Genomic DNA, 18314 nt, shown 5'->3' on the forward strand with positions numbered 1-18314 from the left:
GGAAAGCCGTAAACAAGTATAATATTAAGAAAATTTGTGACTTGTGTTTTGTTTTGGGGTAAATGGAGGAGCGGCATGGAACTTCTTGAGATTTGTCAGAGGGCAAAAAGCGTTAAGTACGAAGTACAGAAATTAGGTACAGAAGATAAGAACAGGGCTCTTTTTAAAGTAGCAGAGTGCCTTGAGTCTGAGGCTAAATATATTCTTGATGCCAATAGTAAAGACTATGAAAATGGCCTTAAAAATGGCATGCACCAGGGGATGCTTGACAGGTTAAAGCTTGACGAAAAGCGAATTGAAGCTATGGCAGAGGGCGTCAGGCAGGTAGCTGGCTTAGAAGACCCTATCGGAACAGTTATAGAGAACTTTGAGAGGCCAAATGGCCTTAAAATCTCCAAGGTAAGGGTACCTTTTGGAGTTATTGGAATAATTTATGAGTCTCGTCCAAACGTCACAGCAGATGCCTTTAGTCTTACTTTTAAATCCGGTAATGCTGTTATTTTAAAGGGTGGAAGCGATGCTATTAATAGTAATATCGCCATCACCAGGGTTATTCGTGATGCTCTTAGTTCTGAGGGCATAAATCCAGATGCTGTTCAGTTAATTGAAGATACGGACAGAAGCGTGACACAGAAATTCATGCAGATGAAGGAATACGTTGATGTCCTGATTCCAAGAGGAAGTGAAAGGCTCATCAGAGCTGTCGTTGAGAATTCTACAATTCCTGTCATAGAGACTGGTACAGGAAATTGTCATATCTATGTGGACAAGGATGCTGACCTTAAAAAGGCAATTCCTATCATTATAAATGCAAAGACTCAGAGAATAGGCGTCTGCAATGCCGTAGAGTCTTTGGTTGTCCATGAATCTGTAAAAGATGAGTTTTTACCCCTTTTTGATAAAGCCATGAAGGAGTATAATGTAGAAATTAGGGCTGATAAGGCATCCAGAGAAATTCTTACTGACTCTGCCTTGGCTACAGATGAGGATTTTGGAAAAGAGTATCTTGATTACATTATCTCAGTCAAGACTGTTAGTGATGTTTCGGAAGCAATCGATCACATAAATAAATATAACACTGGCCATTCTGAATCTATTATTACAGAGAATGAAGAAACTGCGCGCAAGTTTCTAAATGAAGTTGATGCTGCTTGCGTTTATGTCAATGCATCTACCAGATTTACAGATGGCTTTGAGTTTGGATTTGGGGCAGAGATTGGTATCAGTACTCAGAAGCTTCATGCCAGAGGGCCTATGGGGCTTAAGGAACTTACATCCTATAAGTACGAGATAATTGGCACAGGTCAGATAAGAGGATGAAAATGTGCTAATATAATTAAGAATTATTATTTTTTGATTGGGGATTTATAAGGGTTATGGCATTAACTACTAGTGAAGAGCTTCTTGAAGCCAAGAAGCACATTATTGAGGTATCCAAAGAGCTTCATGAGGTAGGTCTTTTGGTACGTACATGGGGGAATATTTCTCAGAGAATTGATGAGACTTCTTTTTTGATCACACCAAGTGGAATTAAATATGAGGATTTAAAGCCTGAGATGATCGTGAAGGTTAATATTGACGATCTTTCTTATGAAGGAGATGTTTTGCCCTCAAGTGAGAAGGCGGTTCACGCTGTATGTTACAAGGAAAGGCCGGATGTGGAGTTTATCGTCCACACTCATCAGGTCTATGCTTCCTGCGCAGGAACCCTGGGCTTTAAGAAGGTTCTTACCTATTTTGATGATGCAGACATGGTGATTCCTGTTGCTTCATACGCACTTCCAGGAACAGATAAATTGGCGTCCAACGTGGCAGCTACAGTTAAGAAATATCCTGACAACAAGGGATTTATAATGGCAAACCATGGCACACTCTGCCTTGGCAGGGATTCCAAGGAAGCTGTTTTTGAAGCAGAGAAAATGGAAGTTGCATGTCACAATTTCCTGTCTGATGTCTGCAAGACAGATATGAATCATGGTGTGGAAGCTGGCTTTAACAGCCATCTTGATGGAGAAAAGATTGTTTATGATCTTCCAGACACTCCTGAGAGAGTTAAGAGGATCCACGAGGAAATCTATAAGAGAAGACCAGATGTAAGATACATTGTACATAACAAATCTGAGGCGGTAATGACTGTATCCAGAAGAGCCAGCCATATGAAACCTCTTTTGGATGATTTTGCACAGCTCATTGGTGTTGGGGTTAAGATCCCAAGTAATGAACATGGCAAGGATGGCAACAACTACCACAACATCAAGAAAAACGTCAACGCTGTATTTGCTCTTAATGATGGTGCTTATTGCGTTGGAAGTACTCTTGATGATGCTATGGCAGTGGCTATAGTTCTTGATAAGGGATGCATTGCTTACATATCAGTTCTTCGAAATGGAGAAGGACATTATCTTTCTCTTTGGGAATGCATCAAGATGAACAGGCACTATAGGAAGTCATATTCCAAGCTTGCAGATTCTAAAAGGTAAATTGGATGTTAAAAAAGACACAACTTTTTTTAATAGGTATAATTTGTGCCCTACTGGTTATTATCCCTGTAGGGCTTTTAATTAGTAATATCGCAAAGGAAAATAAGAGCGCACAGGCGGATGAGGATAATAGCTCACTTTTTGAGTCGGTTTCTGAACTGGAGGCGCTTGATCTGGGCCTTGTGGACGGTGATGACCTTAGGGAACAGAATGGTATAGAGACCTCTGAAAGTGGTGCTTTTAACTCTGCTGTAAAAGAAAATGTGACAGTTAGTATTTCCCTTCGTTCCATTCAGGATGATCTTAAGATCAAGCTTTCAAAAAGTGGCACTGAGACTCTTATTTCTGGTGTTGACTTTACTGTAACTGTAAAGGGAAAAGATAAGACCATGACCTATAACGATACTGACAAGGATGGCATTATCTATATTCCTTTTGTTGATCCTGGAGACTATACTGTTTTTCTTTCTGATATTTCCACAGAGACTGCCAATTATCATTCAGATAAATCTCAGACAATCACTGTATCTGATCACATTGAATATGCCAAGGTAGATATAAAGGATGAGATTAAAGATGAGTCTCAGATAAATGTTGCGGCAGAGGATACCAAGGTTCAGGAAGAGGATCTTACTACAGATATTTCAGCAGCGTCAGAGGGGGTAGCTGAGGGCGAAAGCCAGGAATCCTACGATGATGATATTTCTGAGGATGCAGAGGATATTTTGGCTCAGATAGAGGCTGAAGATGCGGCCAATCAGGCTTCCAAGGCAGCTTACCAGGGGGCAAGCTCTGGGACAATTGCTGCACCAACTATTGCATCGGATCCTAATTATGTGGCAGCTCATTCAGGAGTTAAGGGGATTGATGTTTCCAAGCATAATGGAAACATAGACTGGGGAGCAGTAGGGAACTCAGGAATCAACTTTGCTATTATCAGATGTGGCTACAGAGGTTCTAGTTCAGGTGCACTTGTAATAGATCCTCTATATTATCAGAACATTGCAGGAGCGCAGAGTAACGGCATAAATGTTGGCGTTTATTTCTTTTCACAGGCCGTCAACGAAGCTGAAGCTGTAGAAGAAGCCTCCATGGTTCTTGAACTTATAAGTGGTTACAATCTCCAAATGCCGGTATACCTTGATGTTGAGGCAAGCCACGGCAGAGGAGATCAGATAAGTGGTGAACAAAGAACTGCAGTGTGCCATGCTTTCCTTACTACTATCAGGAACGCAGGCTATACCGCGGGAATTTACTCCAACAAGAAATGGTTCGAGGAAGGACGCATGAATACTGCATCCTTCACAGATTACAAAATTTGGCTTGCCCAGTACGTGGACATTCCTACCTACACAGCAACACGCTACGACATGTGGCAATACACCTCCAAGGGCTCAGTCCCAGGAATTGCCGGCAACGTAGACATGAACGTGATCAAGTGAGGTTGGAGATTAGCTGGAGGCGTTATCTTTTATGGAAAATAGAAAATGCATTTGGAAAAAAGGTGAAAATAGTGAAAACACCTGGATGTGTTTTGTCAAAAATTTTGATTTAAATAGTGCCGCAGATAAAGCATTGACCAAAATAGCCGTTGATTCAAAATATTGGCTCTATGTCAACGGCAAACCCGTGATATTTGAAGGCGGTATAAAACGCGGACCTGATAGACACTCCATATATTATGATGAAATTGACCTTGGTGAATTCCTAAATCAAGGGACAAATACAATTGCTATCCTTGTTTGCTATTTTGGCAAGCAAGGATTTTCTCACTTGGATAGCAAAAGAGGCGGCCTGGTGTTTGAAATGGATATAAATGGGACTATCATTTGCTCAGATGAATCATGGAAGATAAAAAGGCATCCGGCATATGTCTCTGCAGATGAAAATGATGAAAAATCCAATTTCAGGCTATCTGAGTCAAATTTGTATTTTGATGCTGCTAAAGACATTTCTGATTGGTTTATGCCTGATCATGATACCTCAGATTGGGATAATGCAGAAGTTATAGAAGATGCGCTTTCATGCTGGGGCTCTTTTAACAAAAGAAAAGTTCCTCAACTAAAGGACTTTGGCTATAAAAAATACGTAAATAGTAATGAGCTAAAGGGGCATAAAACAAAGAAAAAAGAACAAATAAAAATGAAACTTCCCTATAATGCCCAGATAACTCCTATGCTGAAGGTCACAGCTCCAGAGGGAAAAAGGATATCGATAAAAGCAGACAATTACGTCGATTCACTATATGATACCAAAAGTGTAATGGCTGTATATTATACCAAGGATGGATATCAGGAATATGAATCGCTTGGATGGATGAATGGGGAATATATTTTTTATGAAATAGATGAAGACGTTACCATCGAAGAGCTAGGATATCATGAAACTGGTTATAATACCGAATTTGTAGGCAGCTTTGAGTGTGATGATACATTCCTTAATAAATTGTGGCAGAAATCACTTAGAACACTTTACATCACTATGAGGGATAATTTCATGGATTGTCCTGACAGGGAGAGGGCCCAGTGGTGGGGAGATGTTAATCTTGAAATGCAGCAAATGCTATACTGTCTCGACGAGAAAGCGCTACTCCTATATAAAAAAGGTGTAGAAATGATGTCTGGCTGGACAAAAGATAGTGGTTATATGTTGACTGTAGTTCCTTCTGGTAAAGATCAGTTTGAGCTTCCAATGCAAAACCTGGCAGGCATCTGGGGATTCTGGTATTACTACATGTATACAGGTGATGCGTCTTTTATGCCTCAGGCATATGAAGCATCAAAAGATTACCTTAAACTTTTTAAAATGAATAATGGACTTGTAGTTCACAGAACTGGCAGCTGGGACTGGCCGGATTGGGGCGAAAATGCTGATACAGCTCCTATGGAAAATGCCTGGTACTATATGGCACTAGATTCTCTGATAAACATGGCCGAACTTCTTGGAAAGCAAGATGAATCAGGCTTTTTTATCAAAAGGAAAAAAGATATTGAAAATAGCTATGACAAGCACTTTTGGAAAGAATCTTTTTATTACAACAAAACTGATAATAAAAAGCCAGATGACAGAGCTAATGCTCTTGCAGTAATCTCAGGACTCGCAGGGCCAAAGAAGTATGCTGATATAGTAAAAGTTCTGGAAAAAACCACAAATTCAAGTCCATACATGGAAAAGTATGTACTTGATGCTCTTTGCATTGCAGGTTATATAGACAAGGCCATCATCAGAATGAAGAAAAGATATAAAGAGATGGTGGATTATGATTACTCCACATTATGGGAGTACTGGAATCAAGATGGGACACTTAATCATGCCTGGTCAGGCGGCCCACTTATTACTATGTCCAAATTTATAGCAGGAGTCAGACCTTTGGAAACAGGGTATAAGCGTTTTGAGATAAAACCATATCTTGGTGATCTGACAAATGTAAAATGTGTAGTTCCGTCCGCAAAAGGTCTTATATATGTAGAAATATACAAGTCTGCGGACAGCTATCACATGAAATTGAAGATACCAAAAGGCACAGAAGCAGATGTGTACCTTCCTGTTTTTGGTGAAGATAAGTACGCTTTCTTTAAGCTTGGTTCGGGGGAGCATACGCTTAAGCCCGAATCCCTTTAGTAGTCTGCGGATTTTACTTCCATCCAGGCGTCGTTGTAGAGGCGGTCAGCATCGTAGCCAAGGTATTTATAGGACTCGGTGCTGATCTTATTAAGGTCAGGAAAGGCAACTTCGGAATTCTTGATCGCATCATCCTCTATATTTTCCTGAGCCACTACATTAGGTGTAGAGTAGGTGATGTACTCAAAGTTCTTAAGAGCTATGTCACCACGGCACATGAAATCAATCCATTTTTCGGCATTTTCTGAGTTTTTTGAATCCTTGGTGATAACCCAGGAATCAATCCATACATTGGTACCTTCCTTAGGGACTACATATACAAGATCTGGGTTTTCTCTTGCTGTGTATATGGCTTCTCCTGAGTAGATAACGCCAAGAGCAGCCTCGCCGCCGATCATCTTGTCTCTTACCTGGTCAACTACGTAGGCCTGTACAAGAGGCTTTTGCGCTACAAGATCAGCAGTTGCAACAGCTATTTCATCAGGATTTGTGGTGTTTAGGGAGTAACCGTTTTTAAGAAGTGCAACCATCATGGCATCTCGCACAGAATCCTGCATGAGGATCTGACCATTATATTTGTCATTCCACAATATGTCCCAGCTATCTACAGGATCATCAACCATAGTTTTATTATAGAGAATCCCAACTGTTCCCCAGCAGTATGGCACTGAGTATTTATTTTCAGGATCAAAATCTCTTGACTGCTCAAAGTACTGATCGCCTATATTCTTGGCATTTGGTATATTAGAAAAATCCAGCTCTTTTAACATGTCATTTTCTATGAGCTTTTGTATCATGTAGTCTGAAGGACATACAACATCGTAGGCTGAGTTATCCTGAGCGAGCTTGGCAAACATGATCTCATTGGTTTCAAACATATCGTAGATAACGTTGATACCGTATTCTTCCTCAAATGCACTTATCACATCTTCATCAATGTATTCTCCCCAGTTGTAGACATAGAGCTTTCCGTTGGGATATTTTGATAAATCATTTTCACCACAACCACTTAGAAGAGATGAAAAGAGGGCGCAGGTAAGTAGTATAGAAACAAAACGCTTTTTCATTTTGTTAATTCTCCTTGGTTTTAGACTGTGGCGCTCTGTAGACGATAAGAAGGAGTGTTAGTACCACGATAAATATAAGGGCTGACAGAGCGTAGATTTCTGGCTGAATTCCTCTTTTTACTTCGTTGTAGATGAGAGTAGAGAGGGTTTCGAAGCCAGAGCCCTTGGTGAAATAAGTAATGATAAAGTCATCAAGGGACATAGTAAAGGCCATAAGTGCTCCTGATATGATTCCTGGAACAATATCAGGAAGGATGGTCTTAAAAAATGCATAGGTTCTGGATGCTCCCAAATCCAGAGCTGCTTCGTACACATAGAAATTGATGTTCTTGACTCTTGGCATAACGCTTAGCATCACAAATGGAATATTAAAGGTAATATGAGCCAGAAGTATAGTGGTAAAGCCTGCGCCAATATGTAGAAACCTAAACAATAGCATAAGTGAGATACCTGTTACGATATCTGCGTTTATCATAGGTATATTGGTGATTCCCATAATAACGGAACGAAGCTTTCCAGGAAGGCCAATCATTGCTACACAAGTAATTGTTCCAATTATGGTTGAAAAAATAGTAGCAAGTATAGCAATCGTAAGGGTATTAAAAAGTGCACTTGCTACGGCCTCGTCGGAAAGAAGATTTATATACCATTCCAAGGTGAAGCCACCCCATTTTGCTCTTGATTTACTGGAATTAAAGCTAAGTACGATAAGAGTAAGGATAGGAGCGTACATGAATATAAGGATAATGGTAAGGTAGATTTTTTCTATTGCTTTTTTCATGAGTTACCTCCATTATCTGATAAATTCTCAATTATCATGTTGAGCAGGATAAATACCATAAGAACTATTGAAAGGCCGCTTCCAAGGTGCCAGTCATAGAGCTGTGTAAATTCCTGCTCGATAATGTTACCAATAAGCAGTATTTTGGATCCACCCAGCATTGTTGAAATAGCAAAGGTAGTAAGTGCTGGAATAAAGACCATGGTAATGCCGCTTAAGATACCAGGCATTGAGAGAGGCAGTGTTATACGGCAGAAGGTCTGGAAAGAATCTGCTCCAAGGTCTCTTGCGGCGTTTATAACATTTTCGTCAATCCTATTAAGGGCATTATAAATAGGCAGGATCATAAATGGCAGGAAGTTATAGACCATACCAAGTACAATTGCGCCGGGGGTATTTATGATATTCAGCGTTGGAAGGTGCAAAAAATCTAAAATAGTATTTATAACACCTTTTCCCTCTAAAAGTGTCATCCAGGTAAGAGTCCTTAAGAGGAAGTTCATCCACATTGGAAGAATGAAAAGAGTAATAATGTAGGCATTTTTTCTAAGCTTCATGGAAGCTAGAATCATGCCAAGAGGGTATGCCAGTAAAAAGCATACCAATGTACTGATGATTGCAAGTATTACAGATCTTTTTAAAGCCTTTAAATATCCAGGCTTTAGTATTGTAGTAATATTATCGAAGGTAAATGCTCCATCGGCATTTGTAAGTCCATAGTAGATGACCATGCACAGGGGAACTACTATGAAGATAAATGCCCAGGCCATATAGGGAGAGGCCATAACATGAGCATTCCTATTATCTTTAAATAGTTTCACTGATTGCCTCCTCGTCTTCAGAAGCTGGAACGTTCATTATCTGAATGTTGTAAGGATCAACCTTGATTCCGACTTCTTTGCCAACTTCTGACATTTTTGTTGAGTGGACTAGCCATTCGTAGCCGCCTGCCTGTACATCCATTTCGTAGTGAACACCCTTAAATGTAAGGTCTGTAACTACACCTGAAATAGTTCCTTCTTCAGGAGATACGAGCTCAACGTCCTCAGGCCTTATTACTACGTCAACAGGCTTATTCTCACCAAAGCCTGTATCCACGCAGGCAAATTTAGCCCCAAGTATGTCTACTAGCTCGTCTCTGACCATTGTAGCCCTGATTATATTGCTGTCTCCGATAAAGTCAGCAACAAAGGCGTTTTCAGGTTCGTTATAGATCTTTTCAGGAGAACCTTCCTGCTGGATATAACCCTGATTCATGACAACAATATGATCAGACATTGTAAGAGCTTCTTCCTGATCGTGAGTTACATATATAAAGGTAATGCCAAGTTCTTCCTTGAGCCTTTTAAGCTCGTACTGCATGTCCTGGCGCATTTTAAGGTCAAGAGCCCCAAGAGGCTCATCTAGCAAAAGAACTTTTGGCTCATTAACTATAGCTCTTGCAATGGCAATTCTCTGCTGCTGGCCACCTGACAATGATTCAGGCATACGATTCTCAAAGCCTTCGAGGTTTACAAGCTTTAAGGCGTATTTGATCTTATCTTTTATGTAGCTGTCAGATTTATTCTTTATCTTAAGACCAAAGGCGATATTGTCGGCAATCGTCATATGTGTAAAAAGAGCATACTTCTGAAAAACAGTATTGAGCTGCCTCTTATTTGGGGAAAGATCAGTTATATCTTTTCCATCAAAAATAACACGTCCCTGATCAGGCTTTTCAAAACCGCCAATGATCCTAAGCGTTGTGGTCTTGCCACATCCACTTGGGCCTAAAAGGGTAACAAATGAATTTTCATATATAGACAGGCTAAGGTCATCTAAGATCATCTGTCCGTCATAAGATTTAGAAATATGCTCTAGCGTTATCAGGTCTTTGCTCATTCTGCGATACTCCCTACTTGAAAATTTATATTTATAACAATCTATTTAATTTTAATTGGAAATTATACACTGTCAATGAATTTTTATACAATTTTGCGATTATTTTTATAGCGTGTAAAAACAGACGATATACAGTCTTACAATATCTATTTTACAGCAAATATTCGCATTGTGTTAATTTAATATATTTAAAGTTTGCACATGGTGTGATAAAATGTGAGTGATATAGGTTACTTCTAGGAGGAAGGCTACAATGGCTGCTAAAGATAAATATGTTGCTTATGTTTCAAGCTATACATCAGGACTTGGAACTAAATATGGAATCAGAATCTATGATGTAGATCTTAAGAACGGGAGACTTTCTGAGAAGCAGAAGGTTGAGATCACCAATTCTTCTTATATAAACATTTCCCATGATAATAAGACTTTATATTCTATAACTGATGCGGGCGTGGAGTCTTATCACATTCTGCCAGACGGAAGCCTGGAGTTTTTGAATGAAGCTTCTATAAATGGTATGAGAGGCTGCTATGTCAATATGGATCAGGAAGACAGATTCCTTGTGACAGCAGGATACCATGATGGTAAGATTACTATCCTTAGACTTAATGAAGATGGCAGCATCGGTGAAATCACAGATGAGAGATATCACAAGGGACTTGGAACTGCTGCTGGCCGTAATCACGTGCCTCATGTACAGTGCATCAAGGTTTCCAAGGACAATAAGTATCTTCTTGCTGCTGATCTTGGAATGGACAGAGTTAATGTATATTCTCTTGATTATGAGACTGGCAAGATCAAGGATGCTGACGTTATTCACTGCGATCAGGAATCATCACCAAGACATATGCAGTTTTCAAAGGATGGTAAATTCCTCTATGTATGTCTTGAACAGAAGTGCGGTATAGAGGTTTATGAGTATGTAGATACTGATGGCTCACCTGAGTTTAACAAGATCCAGTCAGTAAGTAATTCTGAGGAATCCGATTCAATTGGCGTTGCAAGCTCAGCACTTACATTTTCTGAGGATTACAGCTACCTTGTAAGTTCAACAGCTGGAGAGAACAATGTTCTTGTTTACAAGGTTGATAAAGAGACAGGTCTTTTGACTGAGAAGATATGTCTTCCTATAGCTGGTGAATATCCCAAGGATGCAGCTCTTTTCCCAGATAACAAGCATCTGGTATCTCTTAACCATGAGTCAGACACTATGACATTCTTTACAGTTGATATGGATAAGGGCACACTTGTAATGAACGGACCTGAGATGGCTATCTCAAGACCTAACTGCATTGTATTCCATAAACTTGATCAGTAAGAAAATACATAAAGAGTCTAAAAAGACCTGCTTCAAATGCTGAAGCAGGTCTTTTTCTTTCTATTTCTTGTAAAAGTTTATCAGGTTGTCGGCTCTTGATGATATGTTTGAAATCATAAGATCAAGGACTGTATGAGCGCACATGGTCTCTACGACAACTACGGCTCTTGGAACAACAACCGGGTCATGACGGCCCTTTATGTTAATTTCTATATTCTCTCCTTGCTTATTTATTGTCTGCTGAGTGCGGGCTATGCTTGGAGTGGGCTTTACATAAGCTCTGATAATGATAGTACTTCCATCAGATATCCCGCCTAAAATCCCACCTGAATGATTTGTCTTTTTGACAACTTTTCCTTCTTCAGAAACAGCAAAAGCATCATTATTTTTTGAACCCATGTAGGTTGAAACCTTAGTGCCATCTCCAATCTCGATGGCTTTTACTGCACCTATACTCATGACAGCTCTTGCAAGGAGTGCATCAAGCTTATCAAAAACAGGTTCTCCAATTCCGGCAGGAAGTCCTGTTATCTGACATTCAATTATTCCGCCAAGAGAATCCTGCTGGTTTCTAGCTTCTGTAATGAGCTCCATAGCTCTTTTATCAGCGTCTATATCTGGCATGGCCGTTGGAGTAATTAAAATGGCTGATTTATCGAACTTATCCATGTCTGCTGTGACGCTTCCAATTGACTTTGTGTAGGCACAGACTTCAATACCCATCTGAGACAGAAGTTTGGAGCATATGGCACCGGCAGCAACACGTCCTATAGTTTCACGGCCGGAGGACCTTCCACCACCTGTATAGTCCCTGAATCCATATTTTTGATCGAAACCGTAATCGGCATGACCTGGCCTGTAGTATTGTGCAATCTCGCTATAATCTGATGACCTTTGGGAGGTATTTCTGACCATAAGAGAAATAGGAGTACCTGTTGTTTTTCCCATAAAGACACCGGATAGAATCTCAACAAGATCGTCTTCCTTGCGGGAAGTGGTTGCTGATGAAGTTCCAGGCTTTCTCCGGTCCAGGAACTTTTGGATATCTTCTTCATTAAGCTCCATTCCTGCTGGGAAGCCATCAACAACTACGCCCAGAGCCTTTCCATGAGATTCGCCCCAGGTTGAGAGCTGTATGTTTTTTCCTATGATAGAACCTGACATTTGAAGCACCTTCTTTTGTGAAATGTATTATTATCGTAAACTGTATTAACAGTAATAGACAGATGTATCTGACCTTTACTATATCATGTGAACATTGTAGCATACATGTTACTTAATTGGATACGTTGTGTTTTTATCCAATTTTTAGAATAGAGGCAGTTGTTTCATTGAAAAAAATAGTGAATTTTCTGTGAAATAGTTATATAATCTATATTGTAGTTCCATAAATGTGCAAAATATCTGAAATAGAGGGGATTTCTGATATGAATGCCAGTCATTTACAGAAGAAATATAGTTATAAGGAAAAAATAATTTCTCGGGTAGGGAAGTTTAATAGAAAGCACAAACATCTTTCGCTTCTTGGTTTGACTTACGCTTTTGCTGCAATTTTTATTTACAACTTCTTATTTTATTTCTACAGGAATATCAAAAGATTTACTTGTCTAGCTTGCATCCTATTGTTCTTTGTTTCCAGTAGTAGTTTTTCATATCCGGCCATGTCACTTAACATCAGTTTTGAATCTGACATTTCTCTTGAGGAAGATAGTTCTTACGATAGTAGTGTGATTTCTCAGGAAGAAATTGCTGAGTCTGACGCTGAACTTGCACAGCAGCGCAATCTGGACACCCAGGTTTTGGATGAAGCATTAGATGCTATTAATCCTGATGTTTCAGAAGCAGATCATCTAAACACTGATAATCAGGTATCACTGGATGATATGCTTGAAGCTGTTGCCGAGAACGAAAACACAACTGAAAATGAAGAAACTCTGGAGATAGAAAACAGTAATGTACCACTTGCAGATGAAGCTAAGGTCACCTTTTCAAGAGATGACTGGAAGATAATGCTTGTAAATAAACAGCATCCATTTCCTGAAGACTACAGTTTTCCGTTGGGCACAATAAGCGGCAGCATGAGATGCGATGAGAGAATCATCCAGCCTCTTCTTGATATGATGAAGGCTGCAAGGCAGGATGGTGTTTCACTCATAATCTGCTCACCTTATCGTGACAGAGACAGGCAGACTATGCTCTTTAATAATAAGATTGATAGGTATATGGAAGCCGGTATGTCTTATATGGATGCTTATAATCTTGCTTCTCAGGCAGTAACAGTTCCAGGTTCTTCTGAACATCAGGTAGGGCTTGCAATTGATATTATCACAGATGGATATTCCAGCCTTGATGAGGGCTTTGGAAATACAGCAGCTGGAAAATGGCTCAAAGAAAACAGCTACAAATATGGCTTTATTTTAAGATATCCAGCTGGAAAAGAGGAAATCACCAGCATTGAGTTTGAACCATGGCACTTTAGATATGTGGGTGTTGACGCAGCGACGATTATGGCTCAAAATGATATGTGCCTTGAGGAGTTCTGGAACACTTATGTGGAGTGATCTTTTTGACCATTTGAAATGAGTATGAGAGGTCTTTTGGGGCAATTCTTTTGACCAGAGGTTATATATATTTATGTACAAAGTTTTAAAAAGAGATGGCAGTGCCAAAAGAGCTGAGTTTCAGACAGTTCATGGAACAATTCAGACACCTGTTTTTATGAACGTGGCAACTGTTGCAGCAATTAAGGGTGGTGTTTCTACAGAAGATCTTGAGGGCATTGGAACTCAGGTTGTTCTTTCTAATACTTATCATTTGCATTTAAGACCAGGAGACGACGTTGTCTATCGAATGGGTGGACTGCACAAGTTCATGTCATGCAATAAGCCTATTCTTACAGATTCCGGCGGATTCCAGGTCTTTTCTCTTGCCAAGACCAGACGAATAAAAGAGGAAGGCGTTTATTTCCATTCACATATCGATGGTCACAAGCTGTTTATGGGACCTGAAGAGAGTATGCGTATTCAGTCACACCTTGGCTCGACAATTGCAATGGCATTTGATGAGTGCCCATCTGCCAAGGCAGAGCATGAGTATGTTCAGATGTCAGTAGACAGAACAACAAGATGGCTTGAGAGATGTAAGAGAGAAATGGATAGGCTTAATGGCCTGGAATATACAGTTAACAGAAATCAGCTTCTTTTTGGAATCAATCAGGGGGCTATATTTGATGATATCAGAATAGAACATGCCAAGAGAATCAGTGATATGGATCTTGATGGCTATGCTGTTGGTGGTCTTGCTGTAGGTGAGACTCACGAAGAAATGTATCATGTCCTTGAGACAGTAGTTCCTTACCTGCCTATTGAGAAACCCACATATCTTATGGGTGTAGGAACTCCGGCAAACATTTTGGAGGCTGTTGAAAGAGGTGTTGATTTCTTTGATTGCGTGTATCCTAGTAGAAACGGAAGACATGGCCATCTTTATACTAACAGAGGGCACATCAATCTTTTGAATGCTAGGTACGAGCTTGATGAAACACCTATAGAAGAGGGATGCCAGTGTCCTGCTTGCAGGCGCTATAGTAAGGCCTATATCCGTCATCTTCTTAAATCAGGAGAAATGCTGGGGCTTCGCCTATGCGTACTTCATAATCTCTATTTCTATAATCACATGATGGAAGAAATCCGTGATGCTATAGATAATGGCAGATTCCAGGAGTACAAGAGAAATAAGCTTGCCGGAATGCAGGAGTTTGACAGCTTGCAGAACAAGGAATATGCCAATATTGACAAGAACTGGAGAAAGGGTTAAAGCTTATACTTGAATTTCCAATTAGATTTTAGTAATATTGACTAGTATTTTATTTTATAAAGTTTTTTGGAGGATTTTTATGGGATTATTATTGACTGCAGATTCTGCTGCACAGGGTAACATGCTTGTAATCGTTGCAATTTATGCTGTTTTATTCGGATTTTTATATTTTGTTATGATCCGTCCACAGAGGAAGGAACAGAAACAGAAGGCACAGACTCTTGCTTCACTTGCAGTAGGTGATAGCGTTAGAACAACTGGTGGTTTCGTTGGTGTTATTCTTGATATCACTGATGACATGGTAATTGTTGAGTTTGGTAACAACAAGAACTGCCGTATTCCTATGTACAAGGAAGCCATTGTTGAGGTTGAGAAGCCTGAGGATGCTATAGCAACAGAGTCTTCTGACAAGGATTCTAAGAAGGAATCCAAGAAGAAATAATTGTTATGCTTATTTTTAGCCTGATTGGCACGCGCTACGGCCAATCAGGTTTTTATTTAACATAGCACTGTCGCGCGTTAAAATAATGACGTGTAAAAATATCAGGAGGAGTAAGACATGAAAATGAAAGTGACTTGTATTCCGGGGGATGGAATCGGACCTGAAATCGTTACAGAGGCCAAGAAGGTTCTTAAAAAGGTTTCAATGGTTTTTGGACATGAAATAGAATTCACTGATGTACTTATGGGGGGATGTTCCATAGATGCTGTGGGCGTTCCACTTACAGATGAGACGATTGAGATCTGCAGAGCAGCAGATGCTGTACTTATGGGCTCTATTGGAGGAAATACATCTACTTCTCCCTGGTATAAGCTTGATCCCTCGCTTAGACCAGAGGCAGGACTTTTAAAGCTTCGTAAATCCCTTAATCTTTTTGCTAATCTCAGACCAGCTTATCTTTATCCAGAGCTCAAGGATGCCTGCCCATTAAAAGAGGCTACAGGTGAAAAGGGCTTTGACATGCTGATCATGAGAGAGCTTACTGGTGGTCTATATTTTGGTGAGAGAAATACAAAAGAAGTAGATGGAGAGCTAGTTGCGACTGATACTCTCGTTTACAGGGAATCTGAGATAAGACGTATTGCTATAAGAGCCTTTGATGTTGCCAGAAAGCGCAGAAAGAGCGTTATTAGTGTTGATAAAGCTAATGTTCTTGATTCTTCAAGACTTTGGAGAAAAGTTGTAGAGGAAGTTGCGCAGGATTATCCTGATGTAAAACTTGAACATATGCTGGTTGATAACTGCGCTATGCAGCTTGTTAAGGATCCTTCCCAGTTTGATGTGGTTCTTACTGAAAATATGTTTGGTGATATTTTATCAGATGAAGCTAGTATGATAACAGGGTCAATTGGTATGTTGTCCAGTGCTTCTTTGAACGACACGAGTTTTGGCCTTTATGAGCCAAGCCATGGAAGCGCTCCTGATATTGCAGGAATGAATATAGCTAATCCGATAGCTACAATCCTTTCTGCAGCTATGATGCTTCGGTATACATTTAATCTTGATAAAGAAGCAGATTCTATTGAAAATGCTGTTAAAAAAGTTTTAGAGGATGGTTTCAGAACAGTTGACATCATGCCTAAGGGGCAGGAAGATAGATTTACAAAAACTTCCTGTACTGAGATGGGAGATTTAATTGCAGAGAGAATTACTAATTGCTAAAACTGAAAAGAAAATATATGATGTTTTGCCTCATGAACCAGAGACAATGGCCACAACACTATTTGTTATTGGTATGGCTGCCTACTACATGTGGAGGATGTTTGTCATAACACCTCAGCATGAAGAACTTGTGACTTTTTATCATTTCATTAGTAATGGGCCTTTATATTCTGCCCTGAACTGGCCATCACCCAATAATCATATTGGCTATTCGGTTCTTGCCTCTGTCATGAATTATTTTGGTAACAACTACATAGGACTTAGAGGAATATCCTATATATGCGCTGTCAGCAATCTTATTCTGGTGTACAGGATATGCAAGAAATTCTTTGCCCATGCGCTTCCCTTTGCGGCAGTTGTTCTTTATGCCTCTATGCAGGTAGTCAATGAATATAGCATTCAGGGGAGAGGATATACCCTTGCTACGTTTTGCTTTTTGCTTGCTGTGTATGCAGCAACTGATATGTGCAGAGCTGTTGAGGCTAGAAATTACAGGTATATTACTTTTATCATTTGCATCATATACGGAGTTTACACGACCCCAAGCAGCATTTATTGGGCGGTTCCTGTTTGTCTGACTACTGTAGTATTTCTTTTTATTAATGGTTTCAGAAGCAGGAAGTTCTTTGAAAGTGATGCTGAGAACATTTATTTTAAAAAGTTAAACAGTGTTATTACAGCTATTGGTGTAAGCTTTTTTGGAACGCTTATCCTATATACGATCATATGGTTTATGGTTGGCGCTAAGAGGCTTGTAGGGGACAGCAGGTCAGCTTTTTATGAAACATCAGATGGTCTGGTGCTTCTTAGAAATCCCATTAAGGCGCTCGGAACTGGTATGAGTTTTATGTATATGCAAAGACAACAGGACTACGGCAGGGTAGATCTTTTTAAAGAACAGTTTCTATCTTGGATAGTTGATCTTTTAAACTATATGTTGCCTGGATTTTGGGCAGTCTTATTGATATTTTTGGTAAGTGGTGTGGCTATAATGATCGCAGAGTGTATAAGGCACTTTGAATATAGCAGGACTGTAGTTAATCTTATGGCCATTATCAATATCTTTTTCGTGGTCCTTGTGCTGATAGCGACTCACAATTTGCCATCACTTCGTGGCTTTGGCTATGGCTCATTTTTTATGACTCTATGTGTTATATCCTGCTTTGAGAAAATGATTAATGTCACAATAAGATTTTATAACAGAGCTATAAGTGGAAAAGGCCTATTTGTCAAACACTCTGAGAAACACAATGAGACAGAAAATGTCACTAGGACAGGCAAGTGGTACGACGGACTTGGAGTATATACTCCTGTTGTCGTCATAATGCTGCTTTTTATTGCGAGACTTTTTGGAAGCACCTTTAATTCTCAAGTTGGCATTAGGGAAAATGATATTTTTAACACTATGTATATTGCAAACATTTCAGCTAAAAAGGCGCCTTGCGTTCTTGACGAAGACCAGGAGTATCTTCTTAAATTTGGCTTTGATCTGGAATGTGATAAAAGAGATGTGACAGGGGCTGATGTTGTGATTCTTGACAGGAATATGATGGAAGAGGGCTATAGCGGCCAGTACCTTTCAAGATTTTATCAGACTTATGAGACTATAGACTGGGAATATCTTAGTACTATGCACATTCAATATGAAAATGATTCTATTATTTTATATACTAAGTAAAAAGGAGAT

General features: G+C 39.7%; 15 protein-coding genes. 10 read left to right on the forward strand and 5 right to left on the reverse strand.

Annotated features, from left to right (window positions below; translation table 11 throughout):
• The first annotated feature begins 75 nt into the window (after window positions 1–75).
• From G631_RS0100080 to G631_RS17480, 4 genes are read left to right on the forward strand one after another with little or no spacing between them, the layout of a single operon-like run.
• Window positions 76–1320: a glutamate-5-semialdehyde dehydrogenase gene (locus G631_RS0100080; protein WP_026487682.1), complete on the forward strand. Its 1245-nt coding sequence runs from the start codon at window positions 76–78 to the stop codon at window positions 1318–1320.
• 56 nt (window positions 1321–1376) lie between these two features.
• Window positions 1377–2480: a class II aldolase/adducin family protein gene (locus G631_RS19750; RefSeq protein ID WP_051196648.1), complete on the forward strand. Its 1104-nt coding sequence runs from the start codon at window positions 1377–1379 to the stop codon at window positions 2478–2480.
• A 5-nt stretch (window positions 2481–2485) separates the two neighbouring features.
• A complete protein-coding gene (locus G631_RS19755) occupies window positions 2486–3922 on the forward strand; it encodes a glycoside hydrolase family 25 protein (RefSeq protein ID WP_051196651.1) in 1437 nt (478 codons plus the stop codon).
• A 31-nt stretch (window positions 3923–3953) separates the two neighbouring features.
• Window positions 3954–6101, forward strand: a complete 2148-nt coding sequence (locus G631_RS17480; RefSeq protein ID WP_051196653.1) for an alpha-L-rhamnosidase-related protein — start codon at window positions 3954–3956, stop codon at window positions 6099–6101.
• Here the strand turns inward: G631_RS17480 and G631_RS0100100 are convergent.
• The 4 genes from G631_RS0100100 to G631_RS0100115 are packed head-to-tail and all read right to left on the reverse strand — an operon-like array spanning window position 6098 to window position 9830.
• The gene (locus G631_RS0100100) at window positions 6098–7168 is read right to left on the reverse strand and encodes an ABC transporter substrate-binding protein (RefSeq protein ID WP_026487683.1); all 1071 of its coding nucleotides are present in this window, start codon (window positions 7166–7168) and stop codon (window positions 6098–6100) included. The genes G631_RS17480 and G631_RS0100100 overlap by 4 nt on opposite strands.
• Window positions 7169–7172: 4 nt before the next feature.
• On the reverse strand, window positions 7173–7949 hold the full coding sequence (locus tag G631_RS0100105) for an ABC transporter permease (protein WP_026487684.1): 777 nt from the start codon (window positions 7947–7949) through the stop codon (window positions 7173–7175).
• Window positions 7946–8734, reverse strand: a complete 789-nt coding sequence (locus tag G631_RS0100110; protein ID WP_035789139.1) for an ABC transporter permease — start codon at window positions 8732–8734, stop codon at window positions 7946–7948. Before G631_RS0100110 ends, G631_RS0100105 begins: the two co-directional genes overlap by 4 nt.
• A gap of 22 nt (window positions 8735–8756) precedes the next feature.
• A complete protein-coding gene (locus G631_RS0100115) occupies window positions 8757–9830 on the reverse strand; it encodes an ABC transporter ATP-binding protein (protein ID WP_026487686.1) in 1074 nt (357 codons plus the stop codon).
• A gap of 253 nt (window positions 9831–10083) precedes the next feature.
• Between G631_RS0100115 and G631_RS0100120 the strand changes: the two genes are divergently transcribed.
• Window positions 10084–11148, forward strand: a complete 1065-nt coding sequence (locus G631_RS0100120) for a lactonase family protein (protein WP_026487687.1) — start codon at window positions 10084–10086, stop codon at window positions 11146–11148.
• A 60-nt stretch (window positions 11149–11208) separates the two neighbouring features.
• Here the strand turns inward: G631_RS0100120 and aroC are convergent, their stop codons facing one another.
• Entirely contained in the window at window positions 11209–12312 is a 1104-nt protein-coding gene (aroC, locus tag G631_RS0100125) for a chorismate synthase (RefSeq protein WP_026487688.1), read from the reverse strand.
• A 497-nt stretch (window positions 12313–12809) separates the two neighbouring features.
• Here aroC and G631_RS19760 point away from each other — a divergent pair, with 497 nt between their 5' ends.
• From G631_RS19760 to G631_RS0100150, 5 genes are all read left to right on the forward strand, one after another.
• Window positions 12810–13709, forward strand: coding sequence for a M15 family metallopeptidase (locus G631_RS19760; protein ID WP_196803793.1), 900 nt, complete (start codon window positions 12810–12812; stop codon window positions 13707–13709).
• Window positions 13710–13782: 73 nt separating this feature from the next.
• A complete protein-coding gene (gene tgt / locus G631_RS0100135; protein WP_026487689.1) occupies window positions 13783–14964 on the forward strand; it encodes a tRNA guanosine(34) transglycosylase Tgt in 1182 nt (393 codons plus the stop codon).
• A 121-nt stretch (window positions 14965–15085) separates the two neighbouring features.
• Complete coding sequence (gene yajC / locus G631_RS0100140; RefSeq protein ID WP_442855797.1) at window positions 15086–15406, forward strand: preprotein translocase subunit YajC; 321 nt, start codon at window positions 15086–15088, stop codon at window positions 15404–15406.
• A gap of 117 nt (window positions 15407–15523) precedes the next feature.
• Complete coding sequence (leuB, locus tag G631_RS0100145) at window positions 15524–16627, forward strand: 3-isopropylmalate dehydrogenase (protein WP_026487691.1); 1104 nt, start codon at window positions 15524–15526, stop codon at window positions 16625–16627.
• Window positions 16602–18305: a glycosyltransferase family 39 protein gene (locus G631_RS0100150; RefSeq protein ID WP_026487692.1), complete on the forward strand. Its 1704-nt coding sequence runs from the start codon at window positions 16602–16604 to the stop codon at window positions 18303–18305. Before leuB ends, G631_RS0100150 begins: the two co-directional genes overlap by 26 nt.
• The last annotated feature ends 9 nt before the right edge of the window (window positions 18306–18314 follow it).

The organism is Butyrivibrio sp. XBB1001 (genome assembly GCF_000424505.1).
In the GTDB taxonomy this organism is placed as follows: Bacteria; Bacillota; Clostridia; order Lachnospirales; family Lachnospiraceae; genus Butyrivibrio.